This is a genomic window from Enterobacter sp. MGH 38, from assembly GCF_000492855.1.
GTDB lineage: Bacteria > Pseudomonadota > Gammaproteobacteria > Enterobacterales > Enterobacteriaceae > Enterobacter > Enterobacter hormaechei_C.
Window position 1 is genome coordinate 1,765,332 of record NZ_KI535608.1, and the last position, 16,490, is coordinate 1,781,821.

General features: G+C 57.1%; 15 protein-coding genes. 8 read left to right on the forward strand and 7 right to left on the reverse strand.

The window, feature by feature from the left end; all coding sequences use genetic code 11:
- The first annotated feature begins 1 nt into the window (after position 1).
- Positions 2 to 268 (forward strand): cell division topological specificity factor MinE, encoded by a 267-nt coding sequence (gene minE / locus L384_RS03170; protein WP_003859937.1) that lies wholly within the window; start codon positions 2 to 4, stop codon positions 266 to 268.
- A gap of 86 nt (positions 269 to 354) precedes the next feature.
- Here the strand turns inward: minE and rnd are convergent, their stop codons facing one another.
- From rnd to L384_RS03145, 5 genes are all read right to left on the reverse strand, one after another.
- Entirely contained in the window at positions 355 to 1,470 is a 1,116-nt protein-coding gene (gene rnd / locus L384_RS03165) for a ribonuclease D (protein ID WP_122983394.1), read from the reverse strand.
- Between the two features lie 83 nt (positions 1,471 to 1,553).
- Entirely contained in the window at positions 1,554 to 3,239 is a 1,686-nt protein-coding gene (gene fadD / locus L384_RS03160) for a long-chain-fatty-acid--CoA ligase FadD (protein WP_003859933.1), read from the reverse strand.
- A gap of 203 nt (positions 3,240 to 3,442) precedes the next feature.
- The gene (locus L384_RS03155) at positions 3,443 to 4,024 is read right to left on the reverse strand and encodes a Slp family lipoprotein (RefSeq protein WP_015570309.1); all 582 of its coding nucleotides are present in this window, start codon (positions 4,022 to 4,024) and stop codon (positions 3,443 to 3,445) included.
- Positions 4,025 to 4,061: 37 nt separating this feature from the next.
- Positions 4,062 to 4,757 carry a tRNA (adenosine(37)-N6)-threonylcarbamoyltransferase complex dimerization subunit type 1 TsaB gene (gene tsaB, locus L384_RS03150; RefSeq protein WP_023324859.1) on the reverse strand — a complete coding sequence of 232 codons (696 nt, stop codon included), beginning with the start codon at positions 4,755 to 4,757 and terminating at the stop codon, positions 4,062 to 4,064.
- Positions 4,758 to 4,823: 66 nt separating this feature from the next.
- Positions 4,824 to 6,734 carry an ATP-dependent DNA helicase gene (locus L384_RS03145; RefSeq protein WP_003859928.1) on the reverse strand — a complete coding sequence of 637 codons (1,911 nt, stop codon included), beginning with the start codon at positions 6,732 to 6,734 and terminating at the stop codon, positions 4,824 to 4,826.
- Between the two features lie 133 nt (positions 6,735 to 6,867).
- Here L384_RS03145 and L384_RS03140 point away from each other — a divergent pair, with 133 nt between their 5' ends.
- Positions 6,868 to 7,212: a RidA family protein gene (locus L384_RS03140; protein ID WP_003859927.1), complete on the forward strand. Its 345-nt coding sequence runs from the start codon at positions 6,868 to 6,870 to the stop codon at positions 7,210 to 7,212.
- Between the two features lie 5 nt (positions 7,213 to 7,217).
- Here the strand turns inward: L384_RS03140 and L384_RS03135 are convergent, their stop codons facing one another.
- Positions 7,218 to 7,400: a YoaH family protein gene (locus L384_RS03135; RefSeq protein ID WP_003859925.1), complete on the reverse strand. Its 183-nt coding sequence runs from the start codon at positions 7,398 to 7,400 to the stop codon at positions 7,218 to 7,220.
- A gap of 61 nt (positions 7,401 to 7,461) precedes the next feature.
- Here L384_RS03135 and pabB point away from each other — a divergent pair, with 61 nt between their 5' ends.
- The 4 genes from pabB (at position 7,462) to L384_RS03115 (ending at position 12,648) form a co-directional block, all read left to right on the forward strand.
- A complete protein-coding gene (gene pabB, locus L384_RS03130; protein WP_032628305.1) occupies positions 7,462 to 8,796 on the forward strand; it encodes an aminodeoxychorismate synthase component 1 in 1,335 nt (444 codons plus the stop codon).
- Positions 8,793 to 9,371: a CoA pyrophosphatase gene (locus tag L384_RS03125; protein WP_003859921.1), complete on the forward strand. Its 579-nt coding sequence runs from the start codon at positions 8,793 to 8,795 to the stop codon at positions 9,369 to 9,371. Before pabB ends, L384_RS03125 begins: the two co-directional genes overlap by 4 nt.
- Before the next feature lie 184 nt (positions 9,372 to 9,555).
- A complete protein-coding gene (gene sdaA, locus L384_RS03120; RefSeq protein WP_003859920.1) occupies positions 9,556 to 10,920 on the forward strand; it encodes an L-serine ammonia-lyase in 1,365 nt (454 codons plus the stop codon).
- A 129-nt stretch (positions 10,921 to 11,049) separates the two neighbouring features.
- Complete coding sequence (locus tag L384_RS03115; RefSeq protein ID WP_023324861.1) at positions 11,050 to 12,648, forward strand: EAL domain-containing protein; 1,599 nt, start codon at positions 11,050 to 11,052, stop codon at positions 12,646 to 12,648.
- A 6-nt stretch (positions 12,649 to 12,654) separates the two neighbouring features.
- Here the strand turns inward: L384_RS03115 and yoaE are convergent, their stop codons facing one another.
- Positions 12,655 to 14,214, reverse strand: a complete 1,560-nt coding sequence (gene yoaE / locus L384_RS03110; RefSeq protein WP_003859916.1) for a CNNM family cation transport protein YoaE — start codon at positions 14,212 to 14,214, stop codon at positions 12,655 to 12,657.
- A gap of 463 nt (positions 14,215 to 14,677) precedes the next feature.
- On the opposite strand from yoaE, the gene manX reads away from it, so the two are divergent.
- Both manX and manY read left to right on the forward strand, forming a co-directional pair.
- Positions 14,678 to 15,640, forward strand: a complete 963-nt coding sequence (gene manX, locus L384_RS03105; protein ID WP_022651434.1) for a PTS mannose transporter subunit IIAB — start codon at positions 14,678 to 14,680, stop codon at positions 15,638 to 15,640.
- Positions 15,641 to 15,687: 47 nt separating this feature from the next.
- The gene (gene manY / locus L384_RS03100) at positions 15,688 to 16,488 is read left to right on the forward strand and encodes a PTS mannose transporter subunit IIC (protein ID WP_003859914.1); all 801 of its coding nucleotides are present in this window, start codon (positions 15,688 to 15,690) and stop codon (positions 16,486 to 16,488) included.
- The last annotated feature ends 2 nt before the right edge of the window (positions 16,489 to 16,490 follow it).

Sequence of the window (16,490 nt, forward strand, 5' to 3'; positions counted from 1 at the left end):
TATGGCATTACTGGACTTTTTTCTCTCGCGGAAAAAAAGCACCGCCAACATCGCAAAAGAACGTCTGCAAATCATTGTGGCGGAACGTCGTCGTAGCGACGCCGAACCGCACTACCTGCCGCAGCTGCGCAAAGACATTCTGGAAGTGATCTGCAAATACGTGCAGATTGACCCGGAAATGGTCACCGTTCAGCTGGAGCAAAAAGACGGGGATATTTCGATTCTGGAGCTGAACGTCACGCTTCCGGAAGCGGAAGAGTCGCGTTAATCCGGTTGTGGTTTTGTAGGCCGGGCAAGCAACGCGCCACCCGGCAATTTCCCCGGTGGCGCTGCGCTTACCGGGGCTACAATTCTTTAGCGCGGATACCCTTCCAGCAGGGTATTCACGCGTTCGGCCATCAGTTCCCCCCGCCATCCGGCGACCAGCTCCGGTAAACCATTTTGCGGTTTCAACTTCCAGTGCCAGTTCAGCAGCTGGTTAATCTGACGACGTGAAGCCAGCAGTTCGGCACTCAGTTTGCTTTCCCCCGCCACCGTCTGCACCAGCGCTTTGATATCTTTGAACGCCTTGCGGTAGCCCGGCATATCCATCAGGTTAAGCAGTGGTTCTGGCAGTGCGTCCTCCGGCAGCTGCTGAGCTTTCTCTACCAGCGCGAGCAGCGTTTTACCGTGGAAACGGATCTCACTCCCGGAAAGGCCAATGCTGTCCAGTTCGCCAAGGCTACCCGGCATATAGCGCGCCACCGCCCACAGGTGTTCTTCACGCACCACGAAGTTAACCGCCAGATCGCGCTCACGTGCTTTACGCAGACGCCAGTCAGCCAGCAGTTGCAGACAGGCCAGCTGGCGGGTGCGCAGCTGCCAGGCGTTGGTGATGTCACGCCAGGCCTCTTTCGGATCAACCACTTCCTGACGACGCTGCTGCGTCATGCGGCACTCGTCCAGTGCGGCAGACAGCCAGCCGGACGCCTCAGCCTCTTTCATAAGCTGGCCGGCAATTGGAAGAAGGTAAAAGACGTCTGCCGCGGCGTATTCAAGCTGACGCGCCGTTAGGGGACGCGCGAGCCAGTCGGTACGCGATTCGCTCTTATCCAGCGTCAGACCGGTGTACTCTTCCACCATCGCGGCGAAGCCCCAGGAGAGCGGACGACCGCTGAACGCCGCGAGGATCTGGGTATCAATCAGCGGCTGCGGCATGATGCCAAAAGTGTTGAGAAAGACTTCCAGATCTTCACTGCCCGCGTGCAGATATTTGGTCACGGCGGTATCCAGCAACAGCTCGCGCATTGGCGCCCAGTCGGTAATGCCGAGGGGGTCAATCAATGACACGTGTTTGCCGTCATACATCTGAATCAGACCCAGCTGCGGATAGTACGTTCGGGTGCGGACAAATTCCGTATCCAGGGCGATAGCGGGAAATTCACGCGTCACCTCGCACAGCGAAGCCAGCTCGTCGTTGGTAGTGATCATCTGGTAATTCAAATCGGACTCTCTTTTGTTTGCGCCCATAAAAAACGCCGGCTTAACCGGCGTCTGGGCGATTAACGTGAAGCTCAGGCCTTATTGTCCACTTTGGCACGGGCTTCGTCACGTAATTCTCGTCGTAATATCTTCCCGACGTTGGATTTCGGCAGCTCATCCCGGAATTCCACCAGCTTCGGCACTTTATAGCCCGTCAGCTGACGGCGACAGAACGTTATCAGCGCATCCTCGGTCAGAGAAGGATCTTTCTTGACCACAAATATCTTCACCGCTTCACCGCTGCTGCCGGAAGGAACGCCCACCGCCGCCACTTCCAGCACGCCGCTGTGCTGCATCACCACGTCTTCGATTTCGTTCGGATAGACGTTGAACCCTGACACCAGGATCATGTCTTTCTTGCGATCGACGATGCGCAGGAAGCCTTCGTCATCCATCACCGCGATGTCGCCCGTGTGCAGCCAGCCGTCTTTGATGATCTCATCCGTGGCATCCGGACGTTGCCAGTAGCCCAGCATCACCTGCGGCCCTCTGACGCATAGCTCCCCTGGCTCACCATGAGGCACTTCGTTATCCTCATCATCCACCAGTTTTGCTTCCGTCGACGGGACCGGCAGACCGATACTGCCGCTGTGGTAGTCGATGTCATGCGGGTTAACGCTGACCAGCGGGGCGCACTCCGTCAGGCCATAGCCTTCCAGCAGATACTGCCCGGTGAGTTTCACCCAGCGCTCGGCAACCGCCTGCTGAACCGGCATCCCGCCGCCCGCGGAGAGGTGCAGCGTGGAGAAATCGAGCTGCTGGAACTCTTTATTGTTAAGCAGCGCGTTAAACAGGGTGTTCACGCCGGTCATGGCGGTGAACGGGTATTTCGCCAGCTCTTTGACCAGCCCCGGGATATCGCGCGGGTTGGTGATCAATACGTTTTGACCGCCAAGCTCGATAAACAGCAGGCAGTTCATGGTCAGCGCAAAAATGTGATACAGCGGAAGCGCGGTGATCACCAGCTCCTTGCCCGGGTGCAGCAGCGGCCCGTAGGTGGCGTTAACCTGCTCAAGGTTCGCCAGCATGTTACGGTGGGTCAGCATCGCCCCTTTCGCCACGCCGGTGGTGCCGCCCGTGTATTGCAGGAAGGCCAGATCCTCGGACACGATCTCCGGCTTCACGTACTGCATCCGGTAGCCCGCATGCAGGGCGCGGCGGAAGGAGATGGCATCCGGAAGGTGGTATTTCGGCACCAGCCGCTTAACGTATTTAACGACAAAGTTGACCAGCGTGCCTTTCGCGGTAGAGAGCTGGTCACCCATGCGCGTCAGGATGACGTGCTTAACCTGAGTTTTTTCAACGACTTTTTCCAGCGTGTGGGCAAAGTTGGAGACAATCACAATCGCCGCCGCGCCGCTGTCATTCAACTGATGTTCCAGCTCGCGCGGGGTATAGAGCGGGTTAACGTTAACCACGATCATCCCTGCCCTGAGGATGCCGAACAGCGCCACCGGGTATTGCAGCAGGTTTGGCATCATCAGCGCGACGCGATCCCCTTTCTGCAAGCCCAACCCTTCCTGTAAATAGGCCGCAAACGCCCGGCTGCGCTCTTCCAGCTTACGGAAAGTCATCACTTCGCCCATATTCACAAACGCGGGCTGGTCAGCGTAGCGCCGTACCGAGTGTTCAAATAATTCAATCAGGGATTGATAACGGTCAGGATTGATCTCCGCAGGGACATCCGCGGGATAACGGTTAAGCCAAACCTTTTTCAATGCATCACCTCTGAAATGAGTGTTCGTCGTCATCACAGCCCCGATAATAAACAGTTTATTAACATTATATTAACTCAGCGTACCAGTTTATTAATTGTTCAGATTGCAGGTTGCGAAGCGCGTCACTCTTTTTTTTCGTTTTATCCGTAAAAAAACAGAGACAGCGGCTGAGCCGCTGTCTCTTTCCTAGCAATAACAGTAACTTACTCAGTTACTATTGTTTGAACCTGTGCAGGGCCTGGATTGTACCACCCCCAGCCACCGTAGCCGTAACGATACGGATGCGGTCCCCACATCCACGGATCGATTGGCTGTGGCGGCATCACCACCTGCTGGGCGATACGCCAGCGTTTGTAGCCGTTCACCTGCATGGTCATAAATTTGTATGGCGTATTGCCGATTTTCCCCGCCACCGAACCGGTAATCGGCCCGACGACGGTCACCAGCTGCCCGCGGAAATCTACCGGATCGAGGAAGCCGCTGACGTCAGCGTAGATCCGCCCGCGCGAGGCTTCACCCAGAACAGGCCGCGCGCCGTCGTCCAGCGGGACAGTGGCAATCTCCAGCCGGGTTTTCCCCTGCTGGTTTAGCACTTCAACCACCTTGCCGCCAAACCGCGCTTCCTGCCCGACATACAACTCCGGGGCATTCATCACGCGTACCAGATCCTGCTGTGGCGTCGGGCTGGTGCCCTTGATCGCATCAGGAACGGTGACGCACCCGCTCAGTGCTATGGCAACCGCGCCTGCCATAAGAAAGCGTACAACTTTAGTCTGAACCGCCATGATGCGACTCCTTTTTCTCAGTTCCTGTTACTGAGATTCACTCGCGGCCAGGAAGTTTCTTCCACGCGACGGTGTTTCGTAAATAAACCGGTTCAGCATGTTCAACCGCCACGGTTTTTCCTGCGGCAAGTAGCTGACAGGCAATCGGCAGCATATCTTCTGCGGCGGGCAGGAGCATGTTACCGTCCACCAGCGTAAGGCCGGTGTCCTTCGCCATCTCAGGCCATGCCGCCCAGCCGGTTCCGACCGTCGCCCACTCACCGGAGAGCTGTTTCAGGCGCCCGGTGACGGCTTCAGGTTTAAGCACCGCTTCCGTCTCTTCGCCGTGCCAGACGCCGTTTTCGTCACGGGTGTACTCCGCCCAGTAGACTTCCCCCATGCGGGCATCAATCGCAGCCAGCACGCGGGTGGCGCCGGTCATGCGCCATGCTCCCTGGGCCATGGTCGCAAGCGTGGAGACGCCGATCATCGGCAGGTCAGCGCCCAGCGCCAGCCCCTGCGCAATGCCAATCCCGATACGTACGCCCGTAAAGCTGCCCGGACCACGGCCGTAGGCCAGCGCGTCGAGGTCAGTCAGGGCGGTGTTGGCCTCGGTTAAAATGGTTTTTACCAGGGGCAGAATACGTTGGGTGTGTTCCCGTGGGCACTCTTCGAAATGAGCAAAAATCGTACCGTCGTTCCACAGGGCAACGGAACAGGCCTCTGTCGCGGTATCAATAGCCAGAATTCGCATCAGTCGTCGCGCTCTCGCAATGGTCAGTCACAAAATGGCGCGCATCTTAACACACTCCGGGAAGAATTACTCCGCCGTCGGGTTCGCCAGGAAGCGGACCGCGCGTTTAATATCCCGCGTGCGCGGCGCGGGCGGCAGGCTGGCGAGGAAGGTCGCGCCGTAGGGACGCATCACCAGGCGGTTGTCGCAGATCACCAGCACCCCGCGATCGGTGACGTCGCGGATCAGTCGCCCTACCCCCTGTTTAAGCGTGATGACCGCGTCCGGCAGCTGGACGTCGTCGAACGGATCGCCCCCGCGCAGACGGCAGTCCTCCATGCGCGCTTTCAGAAGCGGATCGTCCGGCGATGTGAACGGCAGCTTATCGATAATCACCAGCGAGAGCGTGTCGCCGCGCACGTCCACCCCTTCCCAGAAGCTGCTGGTCGCCACCAGCAGGGCATTACCGGCGCTGACAAACTGCTGGAGCAGCTGGCCTTTACTGGTCTCCCCCTGCAACAGCACCGGTAGCGTCATGGTGGCGCGGAACTGCTCGGCCAGATCGCGCATCATGGCGTGTGAGGTGCAGAGCATAAAGCAGCGCCCGTTGTTGGCCTCGATCATCGGCTTCAGCATGGCCGCCAGATGTCGCGCCGCGCCCGGCTGGTTAGGCAGCGGCAGATTGCGCGGCACGCACAGCAGCGCCTGTCTCTCATAGTCGAACGGGCTCGGCAGAAGCAGGGATTCCGCCTGCTCAATGCCGAGGCGCTCGGTAAAGTGGTGCAGATCGTCATTGACCGACAGCGTGGCCGAGGTAAAGACCCAGGTGCCGGGCTTTTGCGCCATCACCTCTTTAAATTTATCAGCAACGGTCAGCGGCGTGAGCGCCAGGGTGAAGTGGCGCGAGGTACATTCGTACCAGTAGCTGTAGCCCGGCTGGTTGATCTCTTTCAGCCGCTTCAGCCGCCCACGGTAAAGCGTGGCGCGCTCGAAGGCGGCGTCCAGCAGCGCTGAACGTCCGAGGGACAGTTTCGCCACGTCGTAACAGAGTTCAAGGGCATCATCGAGCAGCAGCAGCGCGCGCTGGATATTTTTGTCTGCGAGCAGTTCGCGCAGGTTGCCGCGATAGCCCGGCTCGCCAAGCTGTAAGCGGAAGTCCTGTGCGCATTGCGCCAGGCGGTCCGCGCACTTCTGCAACTGCTGGGTATCTTTGAGTTCGGTGCGATAGGCAATGGTAATATCTTTCGCCAGATCCTGAAGCTGACGACTGGAAAGCGACTGCCCAAAATACTGGCTGGCGATGTCCGGTAGCTGATGGGCTTCATCGAAGATCATCACCTCCGCCTCCGGGATCAGCTCGCCGAAACCACTGTCCTTGACCACCATATCCGCAAGAAACAGGTGATGGTTCACCACCACCACGTCGGCGTCCATCGCGGTTTTACGCGCTTTCACCACAAAACAGTCTTTATACAGCGGGCAGTCGCTGCCGAGGCAGTTGTCATTGGTGCTGGTCACCAGCGGCCAGGCCGGGGAGTCTTCCGGCACGCTCGCGCAGGTGCTGATGTCCCCCTCCTCCGTCTGGTTGGCCCAGGCGCGCAGGACGATCACATCGCTCAGGGTTTGTACCGGCAGGTCGCCGCCCGCCAGCGCCTGCTGTTCAAGACGCTCCAGACACAGGTAGTTAGAACGCCCTTTCAGCAAGGCCAGACGCCCTTTGTATTTCAGCGCTTTCGCCACCGTGGGTAAATCGCGGCTGTAGAGCTGATCCTGGAGCGCTTTTGATCCCGTAGAGATGATCACCTTCTTTTTCGCCCGCAGCGCAGGAGCGAGGTAAGCATACGTTTTCCCCGTACCGGTACCGGCCTCCACGACCAGCGGCTGCGCCTTGTCGATAGCGTGCGCAACGGCATGCGCCATCTGACGTTGGGGTTCGCGCGGTTTAAAGCCGGGAATAGCCTGTGCTAACTGACCTTCTGGGGAAAAATCGTCTGCCACGGTGTTCTCTCACTGTATTTTTGCACAGGGATTATGTCAGCCCCTTCTCTCCGGTGCCACCCCAAATAGTGACGACGGCGGAACATTATGGCAGTCTTGCCGCCTGACGACGAAAGATAACGAGGATACGTTTATGACAATTACGCGCATTGATGCCGAAGCCCGCTGGTCTGATGTGGTGATCCACAACCAGACGCTGTACTACACCGGCGTCCCTGCCAATCTGGACGCCGACGCCTTCGAGCAGACCGCCAACACCCTGGCGCAGATCGACGCCGTACTGGAAAAACAGGGCAGCGACAAATCCCGCATTCTGGATGCGACGATTTTTCTGGCGAATAAAGACGATTTCGCGGCGATGAATAAAGCATGGGATGCGTGGGTGGTGGCGGGTCACGCGCCTGTACGCTGCACCGTACAGGCCACGCTGATGAAACCGGAATATAAGGTTGAGATCAAGATTATCGCGGCAGTGTAAGCCGGTTATTCTTCATCTTCATCCTCAAAGCGCGCCACGATCCGCTCGCCGGTATGGGTGGCGCGAAGTTCTTCCGCGACCTGGGAAATTGCCTGTCCGCTGCTCATCCCCTGGGACATCAGCTCCTGAATACGTTCAACGGCTTTCTGCTGTTGGTCATGGCTGAGAGAAGGTAAACCTGCAAACATCGTTAACTCCTGCTAAATTATTCGCGCTAATTATTTCACGCTGCCCGGTAGTATGCCATACATGAACATGCGCTTCCCCACTGTTATGACCTTGCCCTGGCGTGCTGACGCCGCGGAGTTCTGGTTTGCCCGTCTGAGCCACCTTCCTTTTGCCATGCTGCTGCACTCCGGCCATGCGGATCACCCCTACAGCCGCTTTGATATTCTGGTGGCCGACCCGGTTAAAACGCTGACGACCGATGCGCTGTCGCCAACGGACGATCCGCTGATGCGGCTTCAGAACGAGATCGATGCTCTGGGCTTAACTGCCACACCTGATCCGGATCTGCCTTTCCAGGGGGGCGCGCTGGGCCTGTTTGGTTACGATCTGGGTCGCCGTTTCGAAAAGCTGCCCGAGCATGCGCAGGCGGATATTTCCCTGCCGGATATGGCGGTGGGGCTGTATGACTGGGCGCTGATCGTGGATCACCGTAAGCAGACGGTTTCTCTGCTGAGCCACCGGGACGTACAGGCGCGTCTGGCCTGGCTTGAGGCGCAACGGCCCGCCGCCCCGGAACACTTTATGCTGACCTCCGGCTGGCGCTCGAACATGAGCGCGGAGGAATACGCGGAAAAATTCTCCCGTGTGCAGGCGTATCTTCACAGTGGCGACTGTTATCAGGTCAACCTTGCCCAGCGTTTCCAGGCGGCGTACAAGGGAGACGAATGGCAGGCGTTTACCCGCCTCAATGCCAGCAATAAGGCCCCGTTCAGTGCATTTTTACGCCTTGAACACGGCGCCATCCTCAGCCTTTCGCCTGAGCGTTTTATCCACCTGGCTGACGGTATAATTCAGACCCGCCCGATAAAGGGCACACTGCCGCGCCTTGCCAACGCCGAGGCCGACCGCCAGCAGGCGGAGACGCTGGCGGCCTCTCCCAAAGATCGTGCCGAAAACCTGATGATTGTCGATCTGATGCGCAATGATATTGGCCGCGTCGCCGAGCCGGGCAGCGTGCGCGTGCCGGAGCTGTTCGTCGTGGAGCCATTCCCGGCGGTGCATCATCTGGTCAGCACCATCACCGCACGCCTGCCGGCCTCGCGAACCGCCTGCGATCTGCTCCGCGCCGCGTTTCCGGGCGGCTCCATCACCGGCGCGCCGAAGGTCCGGGCGATGGAGATCATCGACGAACTGGAACCACATCGCCGCAACGCCTGGTGCGGCAGCATCGGCTATGTGAGTCTGTGCGGCACCATGGATACCAGCATCACTATTCGCACCCTGACGGCGTGCGACGGTAACCTGTACTGTTCCGCAGGCGGTGGCATTGTGGCCGATAGCCAGGTCGAGGCGGAATATCAGGAAACCTTTGATAAAGTGAATCGTATCCTGAAACAACTGGAGAATTTACGGTGAAGAAAGACAACCTGACGCTGGATGATTTTCTGTCGCGCTTTCAGCTTCTGCGGCCCCAGGTTAGCCGCGCCACGCTGAATCAACGTCAGGCGGCGGTGCTGATCCCGGTCGTGCGCCGTGAGCAGCCGGGTCTGTTGCTTACCCAGCGCTCACCGCATATGCGAAAACACGCCGGTCAGGTTGCGTTTCCGGGCGGCGCGGTGGACAGCACCGATGCATCCCTGATTGCCGCCGCACTGCGTGAAGCGCATGAGGAAGTGGCGATCCCCCCGGAGACAGTCGAGGTGATCGGCGTGCTGCCGCCAGTGGACAGCGTAACCGGTTTTCAGGTCACGCCGGTCGTTGGCATTATTCCGCCCGATCTTCAGTATCACGCCAGCGTCGATGAAGTTTCAGCGGTGTTCGAAATGCCGCTGGAAGAGGCCCTTCGTCTGGGCCGCTATCACCCACTGGATATTCACCGCCGCGGACACGATCATCGGGTCTGGCTGTCGTGGTATCAGCATTATTTTGTCTGGGGCATGACGGCAGGCATCATTCGTGAGCTGGCCCTGCAAATCGGCCTGAAGCCTTGACTATACTTTACATTCCGCCCTTTTCTGGCAGGTTTGCGATCGGCGTCGCGCTATTAGCAAAACCATCGTTAACCATTAGTTTAATTCATGTGAATAGTTAAGCCGAGGTTGGTGTTCCCTCTTACACTATGCGCAGTTATAACATCGTTACTGGAACCCCAGTAACCCTGTCAGGAGTGTGAAAGTGATTAGTATATTCGACATGTTCAAAGTGGGGATTGGTCCTTCCTCTTCCCACACTGTAGGGCCGATGAAGGCCGGTAAACAGTTCGTCGATGATCTGGTCGAAAAAGGATTACTGGAAAGCGTTACCCGTGTCGCCGTAGACGTTTACGGTTCACTGTCATTAACGGGTAAAGGCCACCACACCGATATCGCCATTATTATGGGTCTGGCAGGCAATATGCCGGACACTGTTGATATTGATGCCATTCCGGCATTTATCCGCGACGTGGAAACGCGCGGACGCTTACTGCTGGCTAACGGTCAGCACGAAGTGGACTTCCCGCAGGATGACGGGATGCGTTTTCGTAGCGACAACCTGCCGCTGCATGAAAACGGCATGACCATCCACGCCTGGAGCGGCGAAAAAGAGATCTACAGTAAAACCTACTACTCCATCGGCGGCGGCTTTATCGTTGACGAAGAACACTTTGGTAAAGAGAGCGCGGGCGACGTCAATGTGCCCTATCCGTTTAAATCGGCCACCGAGATGCTGGGCTACTGCAAAGAGACCGGTCTGTCCCTGTCCGGCATGGTGATGCAGAACGAACTGGCGCTGCACAGCAAGAAAGAGATCGAAGACTATTTTGCTAACGTGTGGCAAACCATGCGCGCCTGTATTGACCGCGGGATGAACACCGAGGGTGTTCTGCCTGGGCCTCTGCGCGTACCGCGTCGTGCCTCTGCGCTGCGCCGCATGCTGGTCACCACCGACAAGTTCTCCAATGACCCAATGAACGTGGTCGACTGGGTGAACATGTTTGCCCTCGCGGTTAACGAAGAGAACGCAGCGGGTGGTCGCGTGGTGACGGCGCCGACCAACGGCGCGTGCGGTATCGTTCCGGCGGTGCTGGCCTATTACGATCACTTTATTGAGCCCGTGACACCGGATATCTATATCCGTTATTTCCTCGCGGCAGGCGCTATCGGCGCGCTGTACAAAATGAATGCGTCCATCTCTGGTGCCGAAGTAGGCTGTCAGGGTGAAGTGGGCGTGGCCTGCTCTATGGCGGCAGCGGGTCTGGCGGAACTGTTGGGCGCCAGCCCTGAGCAGGTGTGCGTGGCGGCGGAAATCGGTATGGAGCACAACCTCGGTCTGACCTGTGACCCGGTTGCCGGTCAGGTGCAGGTGCCGTGCATTGAGCGTAACGCCATCGCCTCCGTCAAAGCGATCAACGCCTCGCGTATGGCGATGCGCCGTACCAGCGAGCCACGCGTGTCGCTGGATAAGGTTATTGAAACCATGTACGAAACCGGCAAGGACATGAACGCGAAGTACCGTGAGACCTCGCGCGGCGGTCTGGCCATTAAGGTGCAGTGCGACTAAGCCTTCCTTTCGCCCATCTGCAACGGATGGGCGAATTTTCCCCTCTCGTCTCGTCGCTTCACGTATTCCCCACTACACTGTCACTGTTGCGTCTGGCTTTTCTGGCCGGTGCTTAACAGGCGACCGTTCATGCAAACTGCACAAACGATCATTAAAGACTATCGCCGAAAACGCGTTATCGTCTGTGTCACGGTTGCGCTCGTTACGCTCGTCCTGACGCTGGGCATTCGCTTTATTTCACAGCGCAACATAAATCAGGATCGGATCCACGACTTTACCCACCACACCGTGCGTGCGCTTGATAAGGTGCTTCTCTCGTTAGAGGTCCAGCGTGAAACGCTACTTTCACTGGTTGGCATACCCTGTTCCGAAGCAAATCTAATCCTGCGAAAACAGGCGGCGATCCTCCAGACCGTACGCTCCATCGCCCTCATTCAAGACGGAATACTGTATTGCTCAAGCGTCTTTGGCAGCCGTAATGTGCCCGTCAGTGAGTTTGTGCCGGAGCTTCCAGTCAGTGAATCCAGGCTGCTGCTGTCGACTGACCGGTGGCTGGTAAAAGGCAGCCCGGTACTGATTCAGTGGTCTCCCGTTGCGGGCGACGGCAACGACGGGGTGATGGAGGTGGTGAATATCGATCTCATCACTAAAATGATTCTCGAGCCGCAGCGGCCGCAGATCACCGACGTTGTCCTGAGAGTAGGAGATAACTTCCTCCGCGACGGGCAACAGGTGACGACTACGCCGACCTTCGATGAAAACGCCTCCCTGCTGGAACAGTCGTCACAACATTACCCTTTCAGCGTCACGGTGAGCGGCCCCGGGCCTGGCGAAATGGCGTTAAAAAATCTGCCCACCCAGCTGCCGCTGGCGTTGATGCTCAGCTTACTGATGGGCTATATCGCCTGGCTCGCCACGGCGCGGCGAATCAGTTTCACCTGGGAAATCAACATGGGAATTGCGGCCAGGGAGTTTGAGCTCTTCTGCCAGCCGCTGGTGAATGCCCGCACCCGGGAATGCGCCGGCGTCGAGATCCTCCTGCGCTGGAACAACCCGCGTCAGGGATGGATTTTGCCCGATGTCTTTATCCCTCTGGCCGAAGAACATAACCTGATTGTTCCGCTTACCCGCTACGTCATCAGCGAAACGGTGCGGCAGATAGGCTATTTCCCTGCCTCGCGCGATTTCCATATCGGCATTAACGTGGCCGCCAGCCATTTTCGCCGCGCTGCGCTTATCCAGGATCTCAACCGCATCTGGTTTAACGCCAGCCCTGTTCAACAGTTGATCGTGGAGTTAACCGAACGCGATGCGTTGCTGGATGTGGATTACCGCATCGTGCGGGAGCTGCACCGCAAAGGGGTGAAACTTGCGATTGATGATTTTGGTACCGGCAACAGCTCACTTTCATGGCTAGAAAAACTGCATCCGGATGTGCTGAAAATTGATAAATCCTTCACCACCGCGATCGGCACCGACGCCGTGAACTCAACGGTAACAGATATTATTATTGCGCTTGGCCAGCGGCTGAATATTGAACTGGTTGCGGAAGGGGTGGAAACCGAGGAGCAGTCACTCTACCTGCGCCGTCACAGCGTACATATTTTGCAGGGGTACTTGTATGCGCGGCCAATGCCGCTGCGCGAGTTTCCGAAATGGCTGGCGGAAAGTCACTCTCCGCCAGCCCGTCACAACGGACACATCGTGCCCTTACTGCCGTTACGCTAGATAACGTTACTCTTCTTCGTCGTGCGCAGAATGCTCTTTAACAATACGCACCATATCAACGCGATAGTCGTTGGCTTCGACGATGGTAATTTGCAGCGGCGGCAGCTCCAGCACATCACCGATACGCGGGATCTGCCCGTTAACGGAGATCACCAGCCCCGCCACGGTGGCAATGTCTTCATCATCATTGACCACGTTTTCGACGCCCAGCGTGTGCGAGAGCGCGTGCAGGTCGGTGGTGCCTTTCACCAGCCAGCCGTCACCGTCGGCAACGATTTCCGGGGTTTCATCCGCATCAGGGAATTCACCGGCAATGGCTTCCAGCACGTCCAGCGGCGTCACCAGGCCCTGTACCACACCAAATTCGTTGGTGACGATAACAAAGCTCCCGCGAGCACGACGCAATACGCCCAGCAGGTTGATCGGATCCAGCGTTTCAGGCACCACGATAGCGGGCGACGCGGCCGCTACGGCCTCGACGTTAACGCCCTCTTCCAGCGCCACCAGCATCTCTTTCGCGCGTACCACACCGATGATCTCATCCAGCTCACCCCGGCAGACCGGGAACAGGCTGTGCGGCGAGGAGAGCAGCTGCTGACGAATTTCGTCGACGCTCAGGTTGGCGTCCACCCAGCTGATTTCGCCGCGCGGCGTCATAATACCGCGCAGGGAGCGGGAAGCCAGCGAAAGCACGCCATTGATCATGTAGCGTTCTTCTTCCACAAACGCGCCTTCCGGCACCGGAACCGGGTTGCGGTTCTCGTTATCAGCCTGCACGTTCACCTGACGACGCCCGCCCATCAGTCGCAGAATCGCATCTGCGGTACGGGCTCGCAGCGGCTGATTCGACTGCTGCTTAATAAAGTTACGGCGCGCAATCTGGTTAAACAGCTCGATCAGAATCGAGAAGCCAATCGCGGCGTACAGGTAGCCTTTCGGAATATGGAAGCCAAACCCTTCTGCCACCAGGCTCAGACCAATCATCAGCAGGAAGCTCAGACACAGCACAACGACCGTCGGATGCTGGTTGACGAAACGCGTCAGCGGTTTCGACGCCAGCAGCATTACCGCCATCGCAATCACCACCGCCGCCATCATCACCGGCAGATGGTTCACCATGCCGACCGCCGTAATCACCGCATCCAGTGAGAAGACCGCATCAAGCACCACAATCTGGAGAACAACCACCCAGAAGCTGGCATAACCCTTACCGTGGCCATCATCGTGCTGCCGGTTCTCCAGCCGTTCATGCAGCTCTGTTGTGGCTTTGAACAGCAGGAACAGTCCCCCCACCAGCATGATTAAATCGCGGCCGGAGAAGGTGAAATCCATGACGGTGAACAGGGGCTTCGTCAGGGTGACCATCCACGAGATAACAGACAGTAAGCCCAGACGCATGATCAGCGCCAGCGAGAGGCCGATCAGACGGGCTTTATCACGCTGTTTCGGCGGCAGTTTATCTGCGAGGATGGCGATAAACACCAGGTTATCAATACCGAGAACGATCTCCAGCACGACCAGCGTAAGCAAGCCTACCCAGATTGACGGGTCCATTAAGAATTCCATGACACGCTCCTGCTAAAGGAATGACAAAACGGTGCCCCGCTAATGTCGGGCATTTCAAAGGGAATAAGAGTCGATGCGTGGCGAAGATCGCCGGTGATTAAGGCGCGGAATGGCCTGGAAGATGACTGACGTCGGTGACGGTCCATATAGTGGGCTGTAGCCCTATACTCCTGAATAATTAAACGGACGCTAAACATATCAGAGACAATTGGTTTTTAGCAAAGATTTACGTTCCTTTGCAAACTTCTGTAACACACGCGGATTATCTTAGAGAAAAATCTGTAAGGCGTAGCTAAATTACGGATCTTCATCACATAAATTATTTTTTCACTATCTAAAATAATTCGCGGAAGTCTTAGTTTTTTTGAACTCTAACCCTTATCTGAATCGATTCGGTTCGCCAATACGATTCTCAGTACGCCTGCCTGGCAGACGTATAAATGATAATAAAAGGAGGTAGCAAGTGACCATTGCTATTGTCATAGGCACACATGGTTGGGCTGCGGAGCAGTTACTCAAAACGGCAGAAATGCTGTTGGGCGAGCAGGAAAACGTCGGCTGGATCGATTTCGTTCCCGGTGAAAATGCCGAGACGCTGATTGAAAAATACACTGCTCAGCTTGAGAAGCTGGATACCAGCAAAGGCGTGCTGTTTCTCGTGGATACATGGGGCGGCAGCCCGTTCAACGCTGCCAGCCGCATTGTCGTCGATAAAGAGCATTATGAAGTCGTCGCCGGGGTGAATATCCCGATGTTGGTGGAAACCTTCATGGCGCGTGACGACAACCCAGGCTTTGACGAGCTGGTGGCGCTGGCGGTGGAAACCGGTCGCGAAGGGGTGAAGGCGCTGAAAGCGCAGCCGGTCGAAAAACCTGCCCCTGCCCCTGCTGCACCAAAAGCCGCTGCACCGGCGAAGCCAATGGGTCCGAACGATTACATGGTTATCGGCCTTGCGCGTATTGATGACCGTCTAATCCACGGCCAGGTGGCGACGCGCTGGACCAAAGAGACCAACGTACAACGCATCATCGTGGTCAGTGACGAAGTGGCCGCCGACACTGTCCGTAAAACCCTTCTTACCCAGGTTGCACCGCCGGGCGTCACCGCGCACGTCGTGGATGTCGCCAAAATGATCCGCGTTTACAACAACCCGAAATACGCGGGCGAACGCGTGATGCTTCTGTTCACCAACCCGACAGACGTTGAACGCATTGTTGAAGGCGGCGTGAAAATCACCTCCGTTAACATTGGCGGTATGGCTTTCCGTCAGGGCAAAACGCAGGTCAACAACGCGATTTCAGTGGATGCGAAAGATATCGAGGCCTTCAACAAGCTGAATGCACGCGGTATCGAGCTGGAAGCCCGTAAGGTTTCCACGGATCAGAAACTGAAAATGATGGATTTGATCGGCAAAGTGGGGAAATAAGCCCGGGCCGGTTTTTCATATAGAGCTTATGTAATAGGAGAAGTGCAATGGAGATTACTACTCTTCAGATTGTGCTGGTGTTCATCGTCGCGTGTATTGCGGGTATGGAGTCCGTACTTGATGAATTTCAGTTCCACCGCCCTCTGGTGGCCTGTACGTTGATTGGCGCCGTTCTCGGTGACATGAAAACCGGTATCATCATCGGTGGTACCCTGGAAATGATCGCCCTCGGCTGGATGAACATCGGTGCGGCAGTTGCGCCAGATGCCGCGCTGGCGTCCATTATTTCGACCGTTCTGGTTATCGCCGGTCATCAGAGTATCGGTGCCGGTATCGCGCTGGCCATCCCGCTGGCCGCAGCGGGTCAGGTGCTGACCATTATTGTCCGTACTATTACCGTGGCCTTCCAGCACGCGGCGGATAAGGCGGCCGAAAACGGCAACCTCACCGCGCTCTCCTGGATCCACGTTTCTTCCCTGTTCCTGCAAGCGATGCGTATCGCGATCCCTGCAGTTATCGTGGCGATTTCTGTCGGTACCAGCGAAGTTCAGGGCATGCTGAATGCGATCCCTGAAGTGGTCACCAGCGGTCTGAATATCGCCGGGGGTATGATCGTGGTGGTCGGTTATGCGATGGTCATCAACATGATGCGCGCGGGCTACCTGATGCCATTCTTCTACCTCGGCTTCGTTACCGCTGCGTTCACCAACTTCAACCTGGTTGCGCTGGGTGTGATTGGTGCGGTGATGGCGATTCTTTATATCCAGCTCAGCCCGAAATACAACCGTGTCGCGGGTGCCCCTGCGCAGGCTGCTGGTAACAACGATCTCGATAACGAACTGGACTAACA

Coding starts and splice junctions, on each gene's coding strand:
- manY (WP_003859914.1), top strand. CDS start 15,688: ATGGAGATTACTACTCTTCAGATTGTGCTGGTGTTCATCGTCGCGTGT.
- L384_RS03115 (WP_023324861.1), top strand. CDS start 11,050: ATGCAAACTGCACAAACGATCATTAAAGACTATCGCCGAAAACGCGTT.
- rnd (WP_122983394.1), bottom strand. CDS start 1,470: ATGATCACTACCAACGACGAGCTGGCTTCGCTGTGCGAGGTGACGCGT.
- tsaB (WP_023324859.1), bottom strand. CDS start 4,757: ATGCGAATTCTGGCTATTGATACCGCGACAGAGGCCTGTTCCGTTGCC.
- L384_RS03135 (WP_003859925.1), bottom strand. CDS start 7,400: ATGTTTGCAGGTTTACCTTCTCTCAGCCATGACCAACAGCAGAAAGCC.
- L384_RS03140 (WP_003859927.1), top strand. CDS start 6,868: ATGACAATTACGCGCATTGATGCCGAAGCCCGCTGGTCTGATGTGGTG.
- minE (WP_003859937.1), top strand. CDS start 2: ATGGCATTACTGGACTTTTTTCTCTCGCGGAAAAAAAGCACCGCCAAC.
- yoaE (WP_003859916.1), bottom strand. CDS start 14,214: ATGGAATTCTTAATGGACCCGTCAATCTGGGTAGGCTTGCTTACGCTG.
- pabB (WP_032628305.1), top strand. CDS start 7,462: ATGAACATGCGCTTCCCCACTGTTATGACCTTGCCCTGGCGTGCTGAC.
- L384_RS03155 (WP_015570309.1), bottom strand. CDS start 4,024: ATGGCGGTTCAGACTAAAGTTGTACGCTTTCTTATGGCAGGCGCGGTT.